Origin of the sequence: Cocleimonas sp. KMM 6892, from assembly GCF_035798195.1 — a bacterium.
Lineage (GTDB): Bacteria > Pseudomonadota > Gammaproteobacteria > Thiotrichales > Thiotrichaceae > Cocleimonas > Cocleimonas flava.
The window spans coordinates 86806-100954 of sequence record NZ_JAPFBV010000006.1; the positions used below are offsets into that span (position 1 = coordinate 86806).

General features: G+C 42.2%; 16 protein-coding genes and 1 pseudogene. 3 read left to right on the forward strand and 14 right to left on the reverse strand.

The window, feature by feature from the left end:
• Window positions 1-35 precede the first annotated feature (35 nt).
• Together OO007_RS16135 and trhA are read left to right on the forward strand one after the other, a co-directional pair.
• Window positions 36-833 carry a lysophospholipid acyltransferase family protein gene (locus OO007_RS16135; RefSeq protein ID WP_325809563.1) on the forward strand — a complete coding sequence of 266 codons (798 nt, stop codon included), beginning with the start codon at window positions 36-38 and terminating at the stop codon, window positions 831-833.
• Between the two features lie 112 nt (window positions 834-945).
• The gene (gene trhA, locus OO007_RS16140; RefSeq protein WP_325809564.1) at window positions 946-1575 is read left to right on the forward strand and encodes a PAQR family membrane homeostasis protein TrhA; all 630 of its coding nucleotides are present in this window, start codon (window positions 946-948) and stop codon (window positions 1573-1575) included.
• A gap of 237 nt (window positions 1576-1812) precedes the next feature.
• Here trhA and OO007_RS16145 read toward each other — a convergent pair whose 3' ends face one another.
• From OO007_RS16145 to OO007_RS16190, 10 genes and pseudogenes are all read right to left on the reverse strand, one after another.
• The gene (locus tag OO007_RS16145; protein WP_131906629.1) at window positions 1813-2082 is read right to left on the reverse strand and encodes a helix-turn-helix domain-containing protein; all 270 of its coding nucleotides are present in this window, start codon (window positions 2080-2082) and stop codon (window positions 1813-1815) included.
• A 134-nt stretch (window positions 2083-2216) separates the two neighbouring features.
• Window positions 2217-3200 (reverse strand): tRNA dihydrouridine synthase DusB, encoded by a 984-nt coding sequence (dusB, locus tag OO007_RS16150; RefSeq protein ID WP_131906628.1) that lies wholly within the window; start codon window positions 3198-3200, stop codon window positions 2217-2219.
• A 20-nt stretch (window positions 3201-3220) separates the two neighbouring features.
• Window positions 3221-3934: a zinc-ribbon and DUF3426 domain-containing protein gene (locus tag OO007_RS16155; RefSeq protein WP_325809565.1), complete on the reverse strand. Its 714-nt coding sequence runs from the start codon at window positions 3932-3934 to the stop codon at window positions 3221-3223.
• A 25-nt stretch (window positions 3935-3959) separates the two neighbouring features.
• The gene (prmA, locus tag OO007_RS16160; protein ID WP_325809566.1) at window positions 3960-4850 is read right to left on the reverse strand and encodes a 50S ribosomal protein L11 methyltransferase; all 891 of its coding nucleotides are present in this window, start codon (window positions 4848-4850) and stop codon (window positions 3960-3962) included.
• A 28-nt stretch (window positions 4851-4878) separates the two neighbouring features.
• The gene (gene accC, locus OO007_RS16165; RefSeq protein ID WP_131906626.1) at window positions 4879-6216 is read right to left on the reverse strand and encodes an acetyl-CoA carboxylase biotin carboxylase subunit; all 1338 of its coding nucleotides are present in this window, start codon (window positions 6214-6216) and stop codon (window positions 4879-4881) included.
• A gap of 98 nt (window positions 6217-6314) precedes the next feature.
• The gene (gene accB / locus OO007_RS16170; protein WP_131906625.1) at window positions 6315-6767 is read right to left on the reverse strand and encodes an acetyl-CoA carboxylase biotin carboxyl carrier protein; all 453 of its coding nucleotides are present in this window, start codon (window positions 6765-6767) and stop codon (window positions 6315-6317) included.
• A gap of 76 nt (window positions 6768-6843) precedes the next feature.
• On the reverse strand, window positions 6844-7281 hold the full coding sequence (aroQ, locus tag OO007_RS16175; RefSeq protein ID WP_131906624.1) for a type II 3-dehydroquinate dehydratase: 438 nt from the start codon (window positions 7279-7281) through the stop codon (window positions 6844-6846).
• Between the two features lie 251 nt (window positions 7282-7532).
• Window positions 7533-7943: pseudogene (locus OO007_RS16180) on the reverse strand (zinc-binding dehydrogenase); the annotation flags it as partial.
• A 12-nt stretch (window positions 7944-7955) separates the two neighbouring features.
• Complete coding sequence (locus OO007_RS16185) at window positions 7956-8411, reverse strand: alcohol dehydrogenase catalytic domain-containing protein (RefSeq protein ID WP_325809567.1); 456 nt, start codon at window positions 8409-8411, stop codon at window positions 7956-7958.
• A complete protein-coding gene (locus OO007_RS16190; RefSeq protein ID WP_325809568.1) occupies window positions 8311-8640 on the reverse strand; it encodes a hypothetical protein in 330 nt (109 codons plus the stop codon). Before OO007_RS16190 ends, OO007_RS16185 begins: the two co-directional genes overlap by 101 nt.
• Window positions 8641-8959: 319 nt before the next feature.
• Here OO007_RS16190 and OO007_RS16195 point away from each other — a divergent pair, with 319 nt between their 5' ends.
• Window positions 8960-10345, forward strand: coding sequence for an aspartate ammonia-lyase (locus OO007_RS16195; protein ID WP_325809569.1), 1386 nt, complete (start codon window positions 8960-8962; stop codon window positions 10343-10345).
• A gap of 71 nt (window positions 10346-10416) precedes the next feature.
• Here the strand turns inward: OO007_RS16195 and OO007_RS16200 are convergent, their stop codons facing one another.
• The 4 genes from OO007_RS16200 to trpD form a co-directional block, all read right to left on the reverse strand.
• Window positions 10417-11211 carry a thymidylate synthase gene (locus OO007_RS16200; RefSeq protein ID WP_131906622.1) on the reverse strand — a complete coding sequence of 265 codons (795 nt, stop codon included), beginning with the start codon at window positions 11209-11211 and terminating at the stop codon, window positions 10417-10419.
• Complete coding sequence (gene lgt / locus OO007_RS16205) at window positions 11208-12029, reverse strand: prolipoprotein diacylglyceryl transferase (protein WP_325809570.1); 822 nt, start codon at window positions 12027-12029, stop codon at window positions 11208-11210. The genes OO007_RS16200 and lgt overlap by 4 nt, the downstream gene beginning before the upstream one ends.
• Window positions 12030-12151: 122 nt before the next feature.
• Window positions 12152-12952 (reverse strand): indole-3-glycerol phosphate synthase TrpC, encoded by an 801-nt coding sequence (gene trpC / locus OO007_RS16210; protein WP_325809571.1) that lies wholly within the window; start codon window positions 12950-12952, stop codon window positions 12152-12154.
• 31 nt (window positions 12953-12983) lie between these two features.
• Entirely contained in the window at window positions 12984-14000 is a 1017-nt protein-coding gene (trpD, locus tag OO007_RS16215; RefSeq protein WP_325809572.1) for an anthranilate phosphoribosyltransferase, read from the reverse strand.
• Window positions 14001-14149: the final 149 nt, after the last annotated feature.

A 14149-nucleotide genomic window follows, 5' to 3' on the forward strand; every position in this document is an offset into this window, starting at 1 on the left:
CTTTATAATTTGTTTATTCTAATATTTAACCCTACATGAAATTTATACGTATTTTATACAAAATTCCCGCTTTAATTATTTTGTCGATTATTGGCATGATTTTGATGGGCGCATTCAGTTCTCGTGATAAGTCTCTTAAAAATAAAGGCATACCGACCTTAAAACAAAAACAAGTGCGTAAGTGGTGGCTGGCAACCGTGATTAAAATTGTTGGTTTAAATTTCACGGTTAAAGGTGATGTGCCATCTCCAGATCAGCCTGCATTATGGGTCGCAAATCATGCTTCGTGGTTAGATATTCCGGTGGTTGGCAGTATGGGTGCCGGTTTTCTATCAAAAGCGGAAGTACGCAAATGGCCTGTGATTGGTTGGTTGGGTGAAAAGGGTGGAACGGTTTATATAAAGCGTGGTGGTGTAAATGCTTCGCAACGCGCCTCACAAGAAATCGCTAACAAAATAAATGCAGGGGATAATATTTTAGTGTTCCCGGAAGGAACTACATCAACAGCGGGCGATGTGCGTCGTTTTCATGCGCGTATTTTTGCGCCAGTGATGGATCATAATTTGGCAGTTCAACCGATAGCTGTTCAGTATTTAAACGATAAAGGTGAGCCACACCCTAAAATATTGTGGCAAGATCAAAGCTTTATGTCGAATCTGCTCGGTATCATTGGTGAATCGAGTATTAATGTTATACTGACGTTTCTTCCTTTGATCCCTGCGGGAGAGTTTAGCGAAAGAAAGAGAATAGCTGAGCTTTGCGAGAACCAAATCAAGTCTATTGTTGTCAAAAAAGTATCGATGGAGAGCAAAGCAATATCGTCTGAGCAGTAAACACGCTTCACAACAATATTTTTACAAATAACAAATTAAAAAAACGTTACTAAATAGTGTGTTATCAGTAAGTAAATAAGAAAACTAGTTAGAAGGAAAGGAAATAATAAAAATGCAGCAAGGAGAAAAATTTAACACAATTACGCATTTTCTTGCCGCAGTTTTGGCTGTACCCGGACTTATCTATTTAATTGTTTTAGCCGCAAATACAGGTGACGCCTGGAAAATTGTCAGCGCCAGCATTTATGGCACTACCTTATTGCTTTTGTATATCAGTTCTACCCTGTGTCATGGTCATAGCGGACGCTTCCGAGACTTATTCGAAAAGCTTGATCATTTATCAATTTACTTGCTAATCGCAGGTACCTATACACCCTATATGCTGGTCACGCTGCGTGGCAACTGGGGCTGGACAATATTTGCTGTGGTTTGGGGTTTGGCGTTGATTGGCATGCTGATAGATGTCTGGCCTAAAGATGCGAATAAAGAAAATAAACGAATAATACCGCTAATCATCTATCTGGTTATGGGTTGGTTGGTCATTATACCAATACAACCGCTAACGGAGAGTCTAGCCTCTACGGGTGTATGGTTGCTCGCTGTGGGTGGTGTTCTCTATACAGTGGGCGTTGTGTTCTTTATTCTAAGCGATCGGGTAAAGCATGCTCATGGAGTGTGGCATTTGTTTGTTATAGGTGGCAGCCTTAGCCATTATATATCGATCTCTGCTTATGTGATTTAGTCTTCTCTATGGGGTAGCTAAAAAAACGGCTATAAGTAGGGGGGTGCCAATAGGGATGCCAATAAAAACTGTAAATTAATGTTGTTTTACTGAATGTTAATTTGAACGAGAAACACACAAAAAAGCCTGAATTATTTCAGGCTTTTTTGTGTGTGTTGGTATGTCACTGCTCTATTGTTTGATGCACGGATAAATATATCTCTGCATCTGTCATTCAGATAACCAGAATAGACAGGTTTAAATAATAGAATGTCTTTTTAGCTTCGAGCGAAGTGTTGCTCTATTGATTCCCAAACACGCAGCCGTACGTGATTGATTGCCATTGGTGTGTTGCATTAGCACTTCTAATAACGGTCTTTCCACTTCATCCATGATTTGTCGATATAAAAACGTCGCGTCATGATCACCTAACAGCATTAAATAGTTTTCAACAGTATCGCGTGTGGTTTCTGATAAAGAACTACCTGTAGTTGTGATAACTGGCAGTGTTTTTAAAGGTTGATTCATGGCTTGTTCTTTCCTTGTTATTAGGTTTTGTTAGAGCAGCTGACTCTAAGCAAAAGGCTAATTATTTTTTAATTGATCAATACTAATACAATACGGGTACATTGCTGGTTTGTATTAAATTGTTTCCATGGCCTTTAAAGAGCTAACAGAATACTTTCTAACTTTTGTAATTGCTTCTTCGAGCATGAGATTGGGTAGATCTCTTTGGTCAAAGGTTTCAGTAGTTTCTGTTGTTGGCCTACTAAACTAGATAAATACCAGCCGATATGTTTTCGCGCAATGCGAACTCCTTGATCAGTGCCATAGTAGCGATGAATGGCATCGATATGTTTTAACGTAGTATCAATCTTCTCCTCCAACTTAATGGGAAAAGTTGGTGCTGCATCGACCAAAATATCATTAATCTCTTTAAATATCCACGGTTGACCGTGACTAATTCTACCCAGCATGAGTCCATCGACGTTGGTGTAGTTTAAAATGAACAGCGCATCTTCAATGGTTTTAATGTCTCCATTTGCCAATACTGGTATGTCAATAGCGTGTTTTATTTGGCGTATGGTTTCGTATTCGGCATGTCCCGTATAGCCTTGGTTTCTGGTTCTACCGTGGATGGCGAGTGACGCTATTCCTGCGTTCTCTGCTATTCGGGCGACTTCTAATGCATTGCGATGAGTTGACTCCCAGCCAGTACGAATTTTTAATGTGACAGGCACATCAACGGCGGCGACAATTTTTTCTAAAATCTCTGCAACTAGTTTAGTGTCTTTCATCAATGCCGAGCCTGCCGCTTTATTGCATACTTTTTTTGCCGGACAACCCATATTGATGTCGATGATTTCTGCACCGAGATCGACATTGAATTTCGCCGCTTCTGCCATCACATGAGGTTCAGTACCTACGATCTGAGCTGATCTGGGGCTGGGTTCATTTCTTTGGGGAAGTCGTTGTTGTGTTTTTCGTGTTTTAAGCAGAGAAAGGTCCGAAGTGATCATCTCTGACGAAGTAAGACCCGCCCCATACTGGCGACATACGTCTCGATAAGGGCGATCGGTGATACCTGCCATCGGAGCCAGCAAAAGTTTGCTCTTGAGCGTATATGAACCTATCTGATACGACATAATGGTAATGATTTAGTGCTTTATAAAAAGTTAAACTGAAAGCGGGTTGCTTTGCTTCCCGGATCTTTGATTTTCAATTTAAGGTTGGTGACTAAATTCTTTTTTAACAACATGGACTCTGTGTAGTTTTCCAAATATTCGTTGGGCTTAAACCTTCTTAGAGCGACGAGTTTGGATTGTGAATCAGTCAGCCGAACTTCTAGAATAGGGAATTTCTGATCAAAATCAGCCTCGTTTTCCATGGACGCAGAAATCAATAGCACACCTTTTTCAATAGGGTGCGTAAAGACATTATGGTTGACCATGTGGATTTTATCGGGCTCGTAGCGGTTTACACCTAAAATTTCATCTTTGTAATGGTATAAAACCTGAGTAATTAGCAAAAGAAACAGTAATAAGGCGGTGGTTTTTAATCGCAAACCCACACCGTCGGAATCTTTTTCGACCCCTTTGATTGCTGGTTTTTTGTCAGTTTTGTCAGCGTTATTGCCGCCATCTTTATTGTTATCAGTGATGATATCCGTGTGCCTGATTTCTTCGGGCTTTTTGGATTCTTGTGTTTTGGCAGATTCTATTTTTTTATCAGAGTAGGGCTCAGGCATATTGGTAGATAATGTTTTTGATCCATTAAAAACCTGATGACATTCACCACAACGCAACATGCCTTTAGCGATAGTGACTTCGCGCATATTGATTTCAAATATGGCTTTACAATGTTCGCATTGAGTAAACATGGATGTGGTTTTAGAACCTCTGCTATTAAGTTTTTATTGCGCTGATTCTTACCCAGTCTTCAAGAATTTTAACCTTAAAATCTTTAAATGCTGCCGAATAGGTTTCGAGTATCTGATCTTTTTGTTCGCTCAGAATTCCTGATAAAACGAGTTGCCCACCGCTGCGGGTAAGTGAAGCGAATAAAGGAAAAAGTTCACGAAGTGGTCCGCAGAGAATATTGGCTAATAATAAATCGGCAGGTTGTTGCGGACAATCATCCGGCAAGTAACACTGGATGGCATCTTTGCTGATGTTATTACGCTCCATATTGTCGTAGGTTGCAGTAAGCGCCTGAGGATCTATATCGGTCGCGATAATGTTTTTTGAGCCGAGTTTAGCGGCTGCCAGCGCTAAAATGCCGCTGCCACAACCATAGTCGATCACTAATTTATCGGTTGGATGATTTTGATCTAACCATTCCAGGCAAAGAGACGTAGTAGGGTGGGTGCCGGTACCGAAGGCTAGCCCGGGATCAAGCAATATCTTAACGCTGTCATCTTCCGGAACATCGTAATTACTGGGGTATATCCAGAGATTGTCACCAAACTGCATGGGATGAAAGTCTTTCATCCAGACGCGTTCCCAATCCTGATCTTCGATAGTTTCGACTAATACGTTACCTACATGCCATTCTTCACGATGTGTTTCTAAAGCGTTGGTCAATTTAGAGAGATCGGTGTCGTAATCAAACAAGGCGGTGATGATAAGCTCATCCCATAGCGGTGTTTCACCCGGTAAAGGCTCTAACACTGGCGTATCTTTTGCATCTTGAAAGGTAATAGAGAGTGCATTTGCACTCTCCATCGCGTTTTCTATGATTGCGTGGTTCTGCTGATCTGTTTGGCAAACCAGTTGTAACCAACGTTGTTCAGACATGCTGTTGTATCCTTAAGATCAAAATATCCTATAAACCTAATTTTTTCTCAAGATAGTCAATACCCGCACCACCTGCAACAAAGGCCGTATCTTCCATGATACGTCGTTGTAAAGGTACATTGGTTTTGATGCCTTCGATAACCATTTCAGACAGTGCGCCGCGCATACGTTTAATCGCAGTTTCGCGATCTTCTGCATGCACAATCAGTTTACCGATCATGGAATCGTAATAGGGCGGTACTGTGTAGCCACCATAGATATGCGTGTCGACACGTACACCTAAACCACCTGGCATATGAAAACGCTCGATCTTACCTGGAGAGGGTACAAACGTTTCAGGATCTTCAGCGTTGATTCTGCATTCAATCGCATGACCACGCGGAATCAATCCTTGTTTGATTTTCAGTTCTTCACCAGATGCAATAAGCAGCTGTTGTTTAACCAGATCAACACCCGTAATTAGTTCAGTCACTGGATGTTCAACCTGAAGACGGGTATTCATCTCAATGAAATAGAATTCACCATTTTCGTATAAGAACTCGAATGTACCTGCGCCACGATAGCCAATATCAACACAGGCTTTGGATACTGCTTCGCCCATGCGTGTACGCTGTTCCTGAGTAATTCCAGGTGCAGGTGCTTCTTCAACCACTTTCTGATTACGACGCTGCATAGAGCAGTCACGTTCACAAAGGTGGATGGCATTGCCGTGCGTATCGGCAAGTACCTGAAATTCGATATGACGAGGCTTTTCAAGGAATTTTTCCATGAATACCACATCGTTATTGAAAGCCGCACCGGCTTCTGTTTTGGTGAGTGAGATAGATTCTAGTAAATCAGACTCATCGTAAACCACGCGCATTCCGCGACCACCGCCACCACCCGTAGCTTTAATGATAATAGGGTAGCCAATATCTTTTGCCATTTTCAAACAAACTTTTGGGTCATCTGGGATGGGACCATCAAAACCTGGCACACAGGGAACACCCGCTTTTATCATTGCCGCTTTGGCTGCAATTTTATCACCCATAACACGGATGGTTTCAGCTTTAGGGCCAACGAAAATAAAGCCGCTAGATTCAACACGTTCTGCAAAATCGGCATTTTCAGAGAGGAAACCATAACCCGGATGGATCGCATCTGAATCTGTAACTTCTGCAGCACTAATGATAGCCGGAATATTCAAGTAGCTATCCATAGATGAAGGTGGACCAATACACACCGATTCATCTGCAAGTCTTACATGTTTTAAATCACGGTCTGCTGTTGAATGAACGGCAACAGTTTTGATATCCATTTCATGACATGCGCGAAGAATTCTTAATGCTATTTCACCACGATTGGCGATGAGTAATTTTTTAATCATTTAATTGTCTCAATATCTGACTCGATTATTATTTATCTGTCTATTTGAAAAATTTAATATAAAACGGGTTTATAAAAAACTGTGTTTAAAAGACAAGCTTATTCAATAACATAAAGTGGTTGCCCAAATTCAACAGGCGTCTCATTTTCTAGTAAGATTTCTTTGATAGTGCCGGCTTTGTCAGACTCAATCTGGTTAAGCATTTTCATTGCTTCGATGATGCAAAGCGTATCGCCAATAGCGACTTTAGAACCAACGCTAACGAATGGTGGAGACGTTGGTGAAGCGGCACTATAAAACGTACCTACCATTGGCGCATCAATCGTTTCGCCTTGTGGTGCACTCGTATCCGGAAGTCCAGGAGAGGCCGACATATCAGTAGCCACTGGTGGCGCACTATACTGTGGAGCTGCAGCTGGAGGTGCAGCATATACAGGCGTTGTAGAGTTACGTGAAATTCTTACTGATTCTTCGCCTTCAACAATCTCCAGTTCTGCGATATCGCTGCTTTCGATTAGCTCGATCAGTTTTTTGATTTTTCTAACGTCCATAATGTGTTCTCTAATTTAAATTTCTATAAGTTAGCCATACCTATGCAGACATTTGCTGCAAATGATGACTTTATGGTTAATCCAACTGGTTTAAAGCTGCCTGTAAGCCAAGCTCGTAACCGAGCGCACCCAAGCCCACGATAGTACCAACAGCAATATCTGAAAAATAAGAATGCTGACGGAATGCTTCGCGTTGATGCACATTGGATATATGTATTTCTATAAAAGGAATTTGTGTCCCCAGAAGAGCATCGCGGATAGCGACACTGGTATGGGTATAAGCAGCAGGATTGATCAAAATAAATTCGACTCCATCTCTGGCTGCCTGGTGAATAGTTTCTATAAGCGTTGATTCTGAATTACTTTGCACATGTTCAAAGGTGTGAGATTTTTCAGAAGCTTGTTTTTCAAGGCGTTTGGCAATATCGTCTAAAGTATCAGAACCATAGATTTCAGGCTCTCTTGTCCCAAGCAAATTCAGGTTAGGACCATTCAGTAGTAGTATTTTAGCCATTTTTGCTTTTTTCTTGATTTTAGAGGAAGTTGAAGACAAAACGCGTCAAATTTAGTGAATTTTAACCCGATATATCGACAAAGGCTATTCTATTTTAATAAAAATAATGAATAATAGCGGGTCTTATCATAAATTGAGGCTTTCTAGCGTAATTCAAGAAGTTTTACGTTTTTTGTGCAGAAATAGGGTGTTTTTTAGTATTTGTAGTGTCTTTGTTTTGCTCTGGTCATTGATTGTTATTTTGAGGATATTTACGCATCAGATGTCGGAGGAATTAAAACCAGTTTGCCCGTATGTGTTTTTTGCAAGAAGTCCGTTTGGGCCGCTGCGATATCAGAAAGGGGATAGGTCTTCGCTACTAAGGGTTTAATCTCATTGGCCTCAATGTACTTGATCAAATTTAGAAAAACGATTTCATCTTGAAACGTACAGCCAAAAAAAGTGAGGTCTTTTAAGTATAATGTTCTTATGTCCAACTCGACCATAGGTCCAGCAATCGCGCCGGCGGTTGCATAACGACCACCACGTTTTAAAGCATCGATAAACATGGGCCAATCTTTTCCAGCGACCAGATCAATAACGACATCTAATTGGTCGGCACCTATTTTATCGGTGATAGATTCACCGCGAAAGACAATCTCATCTGCGCCAAGTTGTTTTACTTCTTCGGCTTTTTACTGGTTGGTAACAGCGATAACCCGAGCACCACGGCGTTTCACTAATTGCACTGCAGCTGATCCAACACCGCCAGACGCACCCGTTACCAAAACCGTTTCGCCTGCTTTTATCCCAGCACGATGTAGCATGTTTTCAGCCTTAGAATATGCACATGGTATCGATGCAAGTTCTGCATCACTCCACTCACTTTTTACAGGGTAACTTTCTGCTGCCGGAGCAACGGTATATTGCGCAAAACCACCATCGATTTCTGAGCCAAATGCCCAACACTCGTAAGGTCTAAATTCAGTGTAAGTTTGCATAATGCTTCTGATCAGAACTCTTTCACCAATTCGTTCATTACTCACCTGATCACCCACTGCAACAATCACCCCACAAAACGTCTGCACCTTGAATGCGGGGAAATTTAATGGCTTCACCTGTCCATGAGCTATCGTCTGCATTCGCATCATCAAAACCTGCTGTAGCACCAGAGTCTGTGGCTGTGGTAACCGATTTTGAATACCAGGCAATGCGGGTATTAATGTCGGTATTGTTGATGCCTGCCGCAGAAACTTTAATCAAAACCTCATTGGCTTTAGGGCTTGGTGTAGCAACATCATGTCGATATTCCAGTTTATCCAGGCCGCCGTGTCCTGTGAGTAGAGCGGCAGTCATGGTATCCGGTATGGTGTTGCTCATTATTTCGATTCCTTACAGAATATTTCTGGGTGTATTACACAAGTGTAGTTGTATTTTCTAATTATAAAATAATAGAAAGCCACCCCCCTACTTATGGGCAGTTTTTTGCTTAGCCTGGTTTTGATTCTTTTAGTTAGGGCACTATTCTTACAGAAACCTTTTTGATGATTTCTCTTTATTTTTTAATTTGGGTTTAAAAGTGAAAATTTAACTATTATTTAATAAATACATTGATTGTTTGGTCTATAAAGTTAATTCACAGGCTTGTGTTTTTTATCCTGCTAACAAAGCCTTTTCATACACTAACTAAGAGGTTGCTATGGCAATACGTACAGAAAAAGATTTCCTTGGTAGTTTAGATATTCCCAAAGACGCTTACTATGGCGTACATACTGCTCGGGCACTGGAAAATTTCACCATAACCGGGGTTCAAATTAACCATTTTCCACGCATTATTATCGCATTAGCGATGGTCAAAAAAGCCACTTTGGCCGCTAATCTAGAATTTGGTCTGATTGATGAAAAATTAGCAGCTGCGATTAATCAGGCCTGTGATGAAATCATCGATGGCAAATTGCATGAGCACTTTGTCGTCGACTTGATTCAAGGTGGCGCAGGTACCTCGACTAATATGAATGCCAATGAAGTCATTGCTAATCGTGCCTTGGAAATACTTGGTCATGAAAAAGGTAGCTATAAGAATTTACACCCCAATGACCATGTAAATTTATCCCAATCTACCAATGATGTTTATCCGACCGCTTTTCGTGTTGGATTGCTATTAAGCCATGCAGATTTACTGGCTGCCCTTGAGCAGTTGATTGGGCATTTCAAAGATCGTGCGGAATTATTTAAATCCATCTATAAAATTGGTAGAACCCAGTTACAGGATGCGGTTCCCATGACCTTGGGGCAAGAGTTTCAGGCCTTTGCCGATACCTTGAGCGAAGAGAAGCAACGCTTTCGCGATTTAGAAGGGTTACTCGGCGAAGTAGGGCTTGGTGGAACAGCGATAGGCACAGGTGTTAATGCGCCCAAAGGTTTTGCCGCTGTGGCTTGTAAACACTTAGCAGATATCAGCGGGTTTTCAGTAACACCTGCCGCAAATCCAATCGAAGCAACGTCTGATACTGGTATTTATCTTACATGGTCTGGCGTGTTGCGACGTACTGCGACCAAGCTATCAAAAATCTGTAATGATTTACGTTTGCTGTCTTGTGGTCCACGGGCAGGTATTGGCGAAATTAATTTACCACCAGTACAAGCCGGCTCATCAATTATGCCGGGCAAAGTGAATCCGGTGATTCCAGAGATGGTCAATCAAGTGGCTTATCAGGTGATGGGTAATGACCTGACCGTCATGCTGGCGTGTGAAGGTGGGCAATTGCAATTGAATGCTTTTGAGCCGGTGATGGTTGCAAACCTGTTTCAATCGATCGACATTATGAAACGTGCAATGCGCATTCTGGGTGATCGTTGCGTTTCAGGTATCACGCCGAATATCGAGCATTGTCAGAAAAATCTGGAAAAGAGTATCACCTTGGTGACGCTTTTGAATCCGCAATTGGGTTATGAGATTTCATCTGAAATAGCGGTCGAAGCATTAACGTCGAAACGTACTATTCGAGAATTAATACTGGAACGCAATTTGATGAGTAGTGAAGACTATGATGCGTTGATAAAGGAATCTACAGAGCTGGATTAAACAGCTCTCTATCGATAGAGGCTCAATTCGAATGTTCTAAAAAAGCGCCTTTAAGTAGGGGGGTGGGTTTGCTAAACAGCAACCACCCCTTTTATATGAGGATGCGCTTCATAATTCTGTAATTCAAAATCTTCGAATTTGAAATCGAAAATAGAATCCACGTCAGGATTAATTTTCATCGTTGGGAGTGGCAGTGGATCACGACTTAATTGTAATTCGGCCTGTTCCATGTGATTAGAATACAAATGCGCATCGCCCAGCGTATGAATAAAATCACCCGCTTCCAGTCCGGTAACCTGCGCCACCATCATGGTCAATAGCGCATAAGAAGCAATATTAAAAGGCACGCCGAGGAAGATATCAGCACTGCGTTGATACAATTGGCAAGAAAGCTTGCCGTTCGCCACATAAAACTGGAAGAACGCATGGCAAGGTGGAAGCGCCATGTTTTCAACGTCAGCAACATTCCATGCGCTTACGATAATTCGACGTGAATCAGGCGTATTTTTGATTTGATCAATAATCATTGAAATCTGGTCGATATGATCACCTGACGGTGTAGGCCATGAGCGCCATTGCGAACCGTAAACAGGTCCCAGGTTTCCATCTTCATCAGCCCATTCATCCCAGATACGCACACCGTTATCTTTGAGATATTTGATATTGGTGTCGCCTTTTAAAAACCATAATAGCTCATGGATGATAGAACCCAGATGGCATTTTTTGGTAGTTACAAGAGGGAAACCTTCTGATAAATCGTAACGCGCCTGATAGCCAAAAACAGATTTGGTGCCAGTACCTGTGCGGTCCTCTTTAACCGTGCCGTTTTCATAAACGTGACGCATAAGGTCTAGATATTGCTTCATGCTTTTGCTCCCTTTTTGGTTCTCGGCTCTATGTCTGCATTGTTACTTTTGTATGCCCATACGATTAATCCGATACCAGCAATGATCATCGGTATGGATAATAGTTGGCCCTGTGTGAGCCATTCAATTCCAAGGAAATCACTATTATCCGGAACTCTGAAAAACTCTACGGTCGAACGGGCAATACCATAACCGAGTAGGAAAAGCCCTGAAACGGCACCTAGCGGACGTGGTTTTTTCGAGAAAAACCACAGAATAAGAAATAGCAATACACCTTCACCAATAAACTCGTAGAGTTGCGAGGCGTGTCGCGCTTGGTCATCAACGTGTGGGAAAACCATTCCCCACGGAACATCAGTAGGGCGTCCCCAAAGTTCGCCATTGATGAAGTTACCCATTCTGCCAGCGCCTAAACCGATAGGCACCATTGGGGCGATAAAGTCACCAAGTTGTAGAATGCGTAGATTCCATTTTCTGGCAAGTATCAACATGGCGATTAAAACGCCAATTAAACCACCATGAAAACTCATGCCGGGTTCCCATAAGCGGAACAGCTTCATTGGGTCAGCCATCAATTCTGAAAATTGATAAAAGAACATCTCCCCAATCCTGCCACCTGCGATGACGCCAATTGCGCCATAAAACATGATGTCGTCAACTTGCTCTGGTTTAACCGGGCTGTGTGGGCGTCTAGCTCTGATCTTTCCTAAAACAAGAAAAGCAACAAAGCCGATGACATACATTAAACCGTACCAACGTACTCCAGTGGTTTCAGAGAAATGGATAAGAATAGGATCAATTTCAGGATAGGTGAACATGGGTAAAAATTACCAAATCATTGTGTTAGGTTTATGAGTACGTATCGTTGTTACGTTTGGATTGTTTTAAAGCGTTTTAAACGTGTTTAACTTGGAAAACGATTAAAAATAATTACACGTGACTAAAAGAATAATTTCTTTAGCTCTTCGCCTGGCTCATCTGCGCGCATAAAGGCTTCGCCAACAAGAAATGCGTTCACCTGATGATCACGCATCAATTTCACATGCTCGGCATTATGTATGCCGCTTTCTGTCACCACAATGCGCTCTTCAGGTATTTTATCAAGCAGGTTCAGAGTGGTATCTAGCGAGGTTTCGAAGTTTCGCAGATTTCGATTATTGATGCCGACTAAGGTTGCGTCTAGCGGTAATGAACGCATCAGTTCTTCTTCATCATGTACTTCAATTAACACATCCATGCCGAGCTCTCGCGCCAGATGATATAGCGATGACATTTTTTCATCGCTTAATACAGCGACAATCAGCAGTATACAATCTGCCCCCATCGCGCGTGCTTCGTAAACCTGATAAGGGTCGACCATAAAATCTTTACGAATTACTGGTAACTCACAAGCGGCTCTAGCTTGTTGTAAATACTCGTCACTGCCCTGGAAAAAGTCGATATCCGTCAGAACAGATAAACAGCTAGCGCCACCGTTCTCATAACTTTTAGCAATTTCAGCGGGTATAAAATGTTCGCGGATCACGCCTTTGCTTGGCGAGGCTTTTTTAACTTCAGCAATTACCGCAGCATCACCATTGGCAATACGCTGTTGCATTGAGTTGACGAAACCACGTACAGGTGAAGCGTTTTCAACACGTTTGATAACGTCGTCCAAACTATTTATTTGAAGGCGTTCAGCTATTTCTTGTTCTTTACGAAGAATAATCTTCTTTAGAATGTCAGGGGTGTTACTTTCCATGGTGTTAAAATTCCAGTATCGCTAGCAACAGCTAGAACGAGTTAGTTTCGTGGATAAGGTCGAGTAATTTCTGGCGGGCCGCACCAGATTCAATCACTTCTAAAGCGCGTTCAACGCCAGCCTGATGTGAAGCGGTCAAGCCAGCAACATAGATAGCCGCACCAGCATTCAAAGCAACAATATCTCTCGCCGGACTATTGTCATTGTTTAAAACCGAATTGACCATTGCCAGACTTTCTTCGGCATTCTTGACGCGGATATGGCTAATGGGGCTTTGCTTTAAACCGAAGTCTTCAGGTTTGATAGTGTACTCTGTAATCTCTCCATCTTTGAGCTCGGCAACATAGGTATCTGTAGAGATGCTGATCTCATCCATCCCATCTTTGCCATGCACAACCATCACATGGTTCGAACCTAATTGCAGGAGTACTTCGGCAACCGGTCTTACCCATTGTTTACTGAAAACCCCCAGCACTTGATTCGGTGTGCCAGCAGGACTGGTCAAAGGACCGAGTAAATTAAACAAGGTGCGTGCACCCATTTCTTTACGCGGGCCGATAGCATGCTTCATTGCGCTGTGATGCTTGGGTGCAAACATAAAACCGACGCCAATATCATCGACACATTGTTTTACCTGATCTGCAGTTATTTCAAGATTGACACCCGATGCTTCGAGTAAATCCGCAGCACCGGAGCTGCTAGAAACAGATCGATTACCATGTTTGGCAACACGTCCACCAGCTGCTGCAACAACCAGACAACTAGCGGTTGAAATATTGAAGGTGCTACTGCCATCTCCGCCTGTGCCGACGATTTCAACCAGTTTGTCTTTATCTAGATTTACCGGTGTAGCGAGTGATCTCATCACTTTTGCTGCTGCTGCAATTTCTTCAACGGTTTCACCTTTCATGCGCATCGCGATAAGAAATCCGCCTATTTGAGCATCGGTTGCCTGACCTGTCATTATCTGGTGCATGACATCAGTCATCTCATCAATGCTGAGGTTTTCTCTTTCTATCGCTTTGTTAATTGCTGATTGGATATTCATGTCGTTACTGTCATTGGTTATTTGTTACTTTCACGTAAATTCTACGTTTTGGATGGCAGAGAATATTAACATGGAAGTTTTTCAGATGTTAGCCAAACGCTTTAAGTTTCCGTCAAATAAAAAAAGTGCCTCAAAGTGGGGAGGTGGCT

What these genes read in the sequence shown, in the direction of transcription:
- OO007_RS16135 (WP_325809563.1), top strand. Translation starts at nt 36, where the DNA reads ATGAAATTTATACGTATTTTATACAAAATTCCCGCTTTAATTATTTTG.
- trhA (WP_325809564.1), top strand. Translation starts at nt 946, where the DNA reads ATGCAGCAAGGAGAAAAATTTAACACAATTACGCATTTTCTTGCCGCA.
- OO007_RS16145 (WP_131906629.1), bottom strand. Translation starts at nt 2,082, where the DNA reads ATGAATCAACCTTTAAAAACACTGCCAGTTATCACAACTACAGGTAGT.
- dusB (WP_131906628.1), bottom strand. Translation starts at nt 3,200, where the DNA reads ATGTCGTATCAGATAGGTTCATATACGCTCAAGAGCAAACTTTTGCTG.
- OO007_RS16155 (WP_325809565.1), bottom strand. Translation starts at nt 3,934, where the DNA reads ATGTTTACTCAATGCGAACATTGTAAAGCCATATTTGAAATCAATATG.
- prmA (WP_325809566.1), bottom strand. Translation starts at nt 4,850, where the DNA reads ATGTCTGAACAACGTTGGTTACAACTGGTTTGCCAAACAGATCAGCAG.
- accC (WP_131906626.1), bottom strand. Translation starts at nt 6,216, where the DNA reads ATGATTAAAAAATTACTCATCGCCAATCGTGGTGAAATAGCATTAAGA.
- accB (WP_131906625.1), bottom strand. Translation starts at nt 6,767, where the DNA reads ATGGACGTTAGAAAAATCAAAAAACTGATCGAGCTAATCGAAAGCAGC.
- aroQ (WP_131906624.1), bottom strand. Translation starts at nt 7,281, where the DNA reads ATGGCTAAAATACTACTACTGAATGGTCCTAACCTGAATTTGCTTGGG.
- OO007_RS16185 (WP_325809567.1), bottom strand. Translation starts at nt 8,411, where the DNA reads ATGATGCGAATGCAGACGATAGCTCATGGACAGGTGAAGCCATTAAAT.
- OO007_RS16190 (WP_325809568.1), bottom strand. Translation starts at nt 8,640, where the DNA reads ATGAGCAACACCATACCGGATACCATGACTGCCGCTCTACTCACAGGA.
- OO007_RS16195 (WP_325809569.1), top strand. Translation starts at nt 8,960, where the DNA reads ATGGCAATACGTACAGAAAAAGATTTCCTTGGTAGTTTAGATATTCCC.
- OO007_RS16200 (WP_131906622.1), bottom strand. Translation starts at nt 11,211, where the DNA reads ATGAAGCAATATCTAGACCTTATGCGTCACGTTTATGAAAACGGCACG.
- lgt (WP_325809570.1), bottom strand. Translation starts at nt 12,029, where the DNA reads ATGTTCACCTATCCTGAAATTGATCCTATTCTTATCCATTTCTCTGAA.
- trpC (WP_325809571.1), bottom strand. Translation starts at nt 12,952, where the DNA reads ATGGAAAGTAACACCCCTGACATTCTAAAGAAGATTATTCTTCGTAAA.
- trpD (WP_325809572.1), bottom strand. Translation starts at nt 14,000, where the DNA reads ATGAATATCCAATCAGCAATTAACAAAGCGATAGAAAGAGAAAACCTC.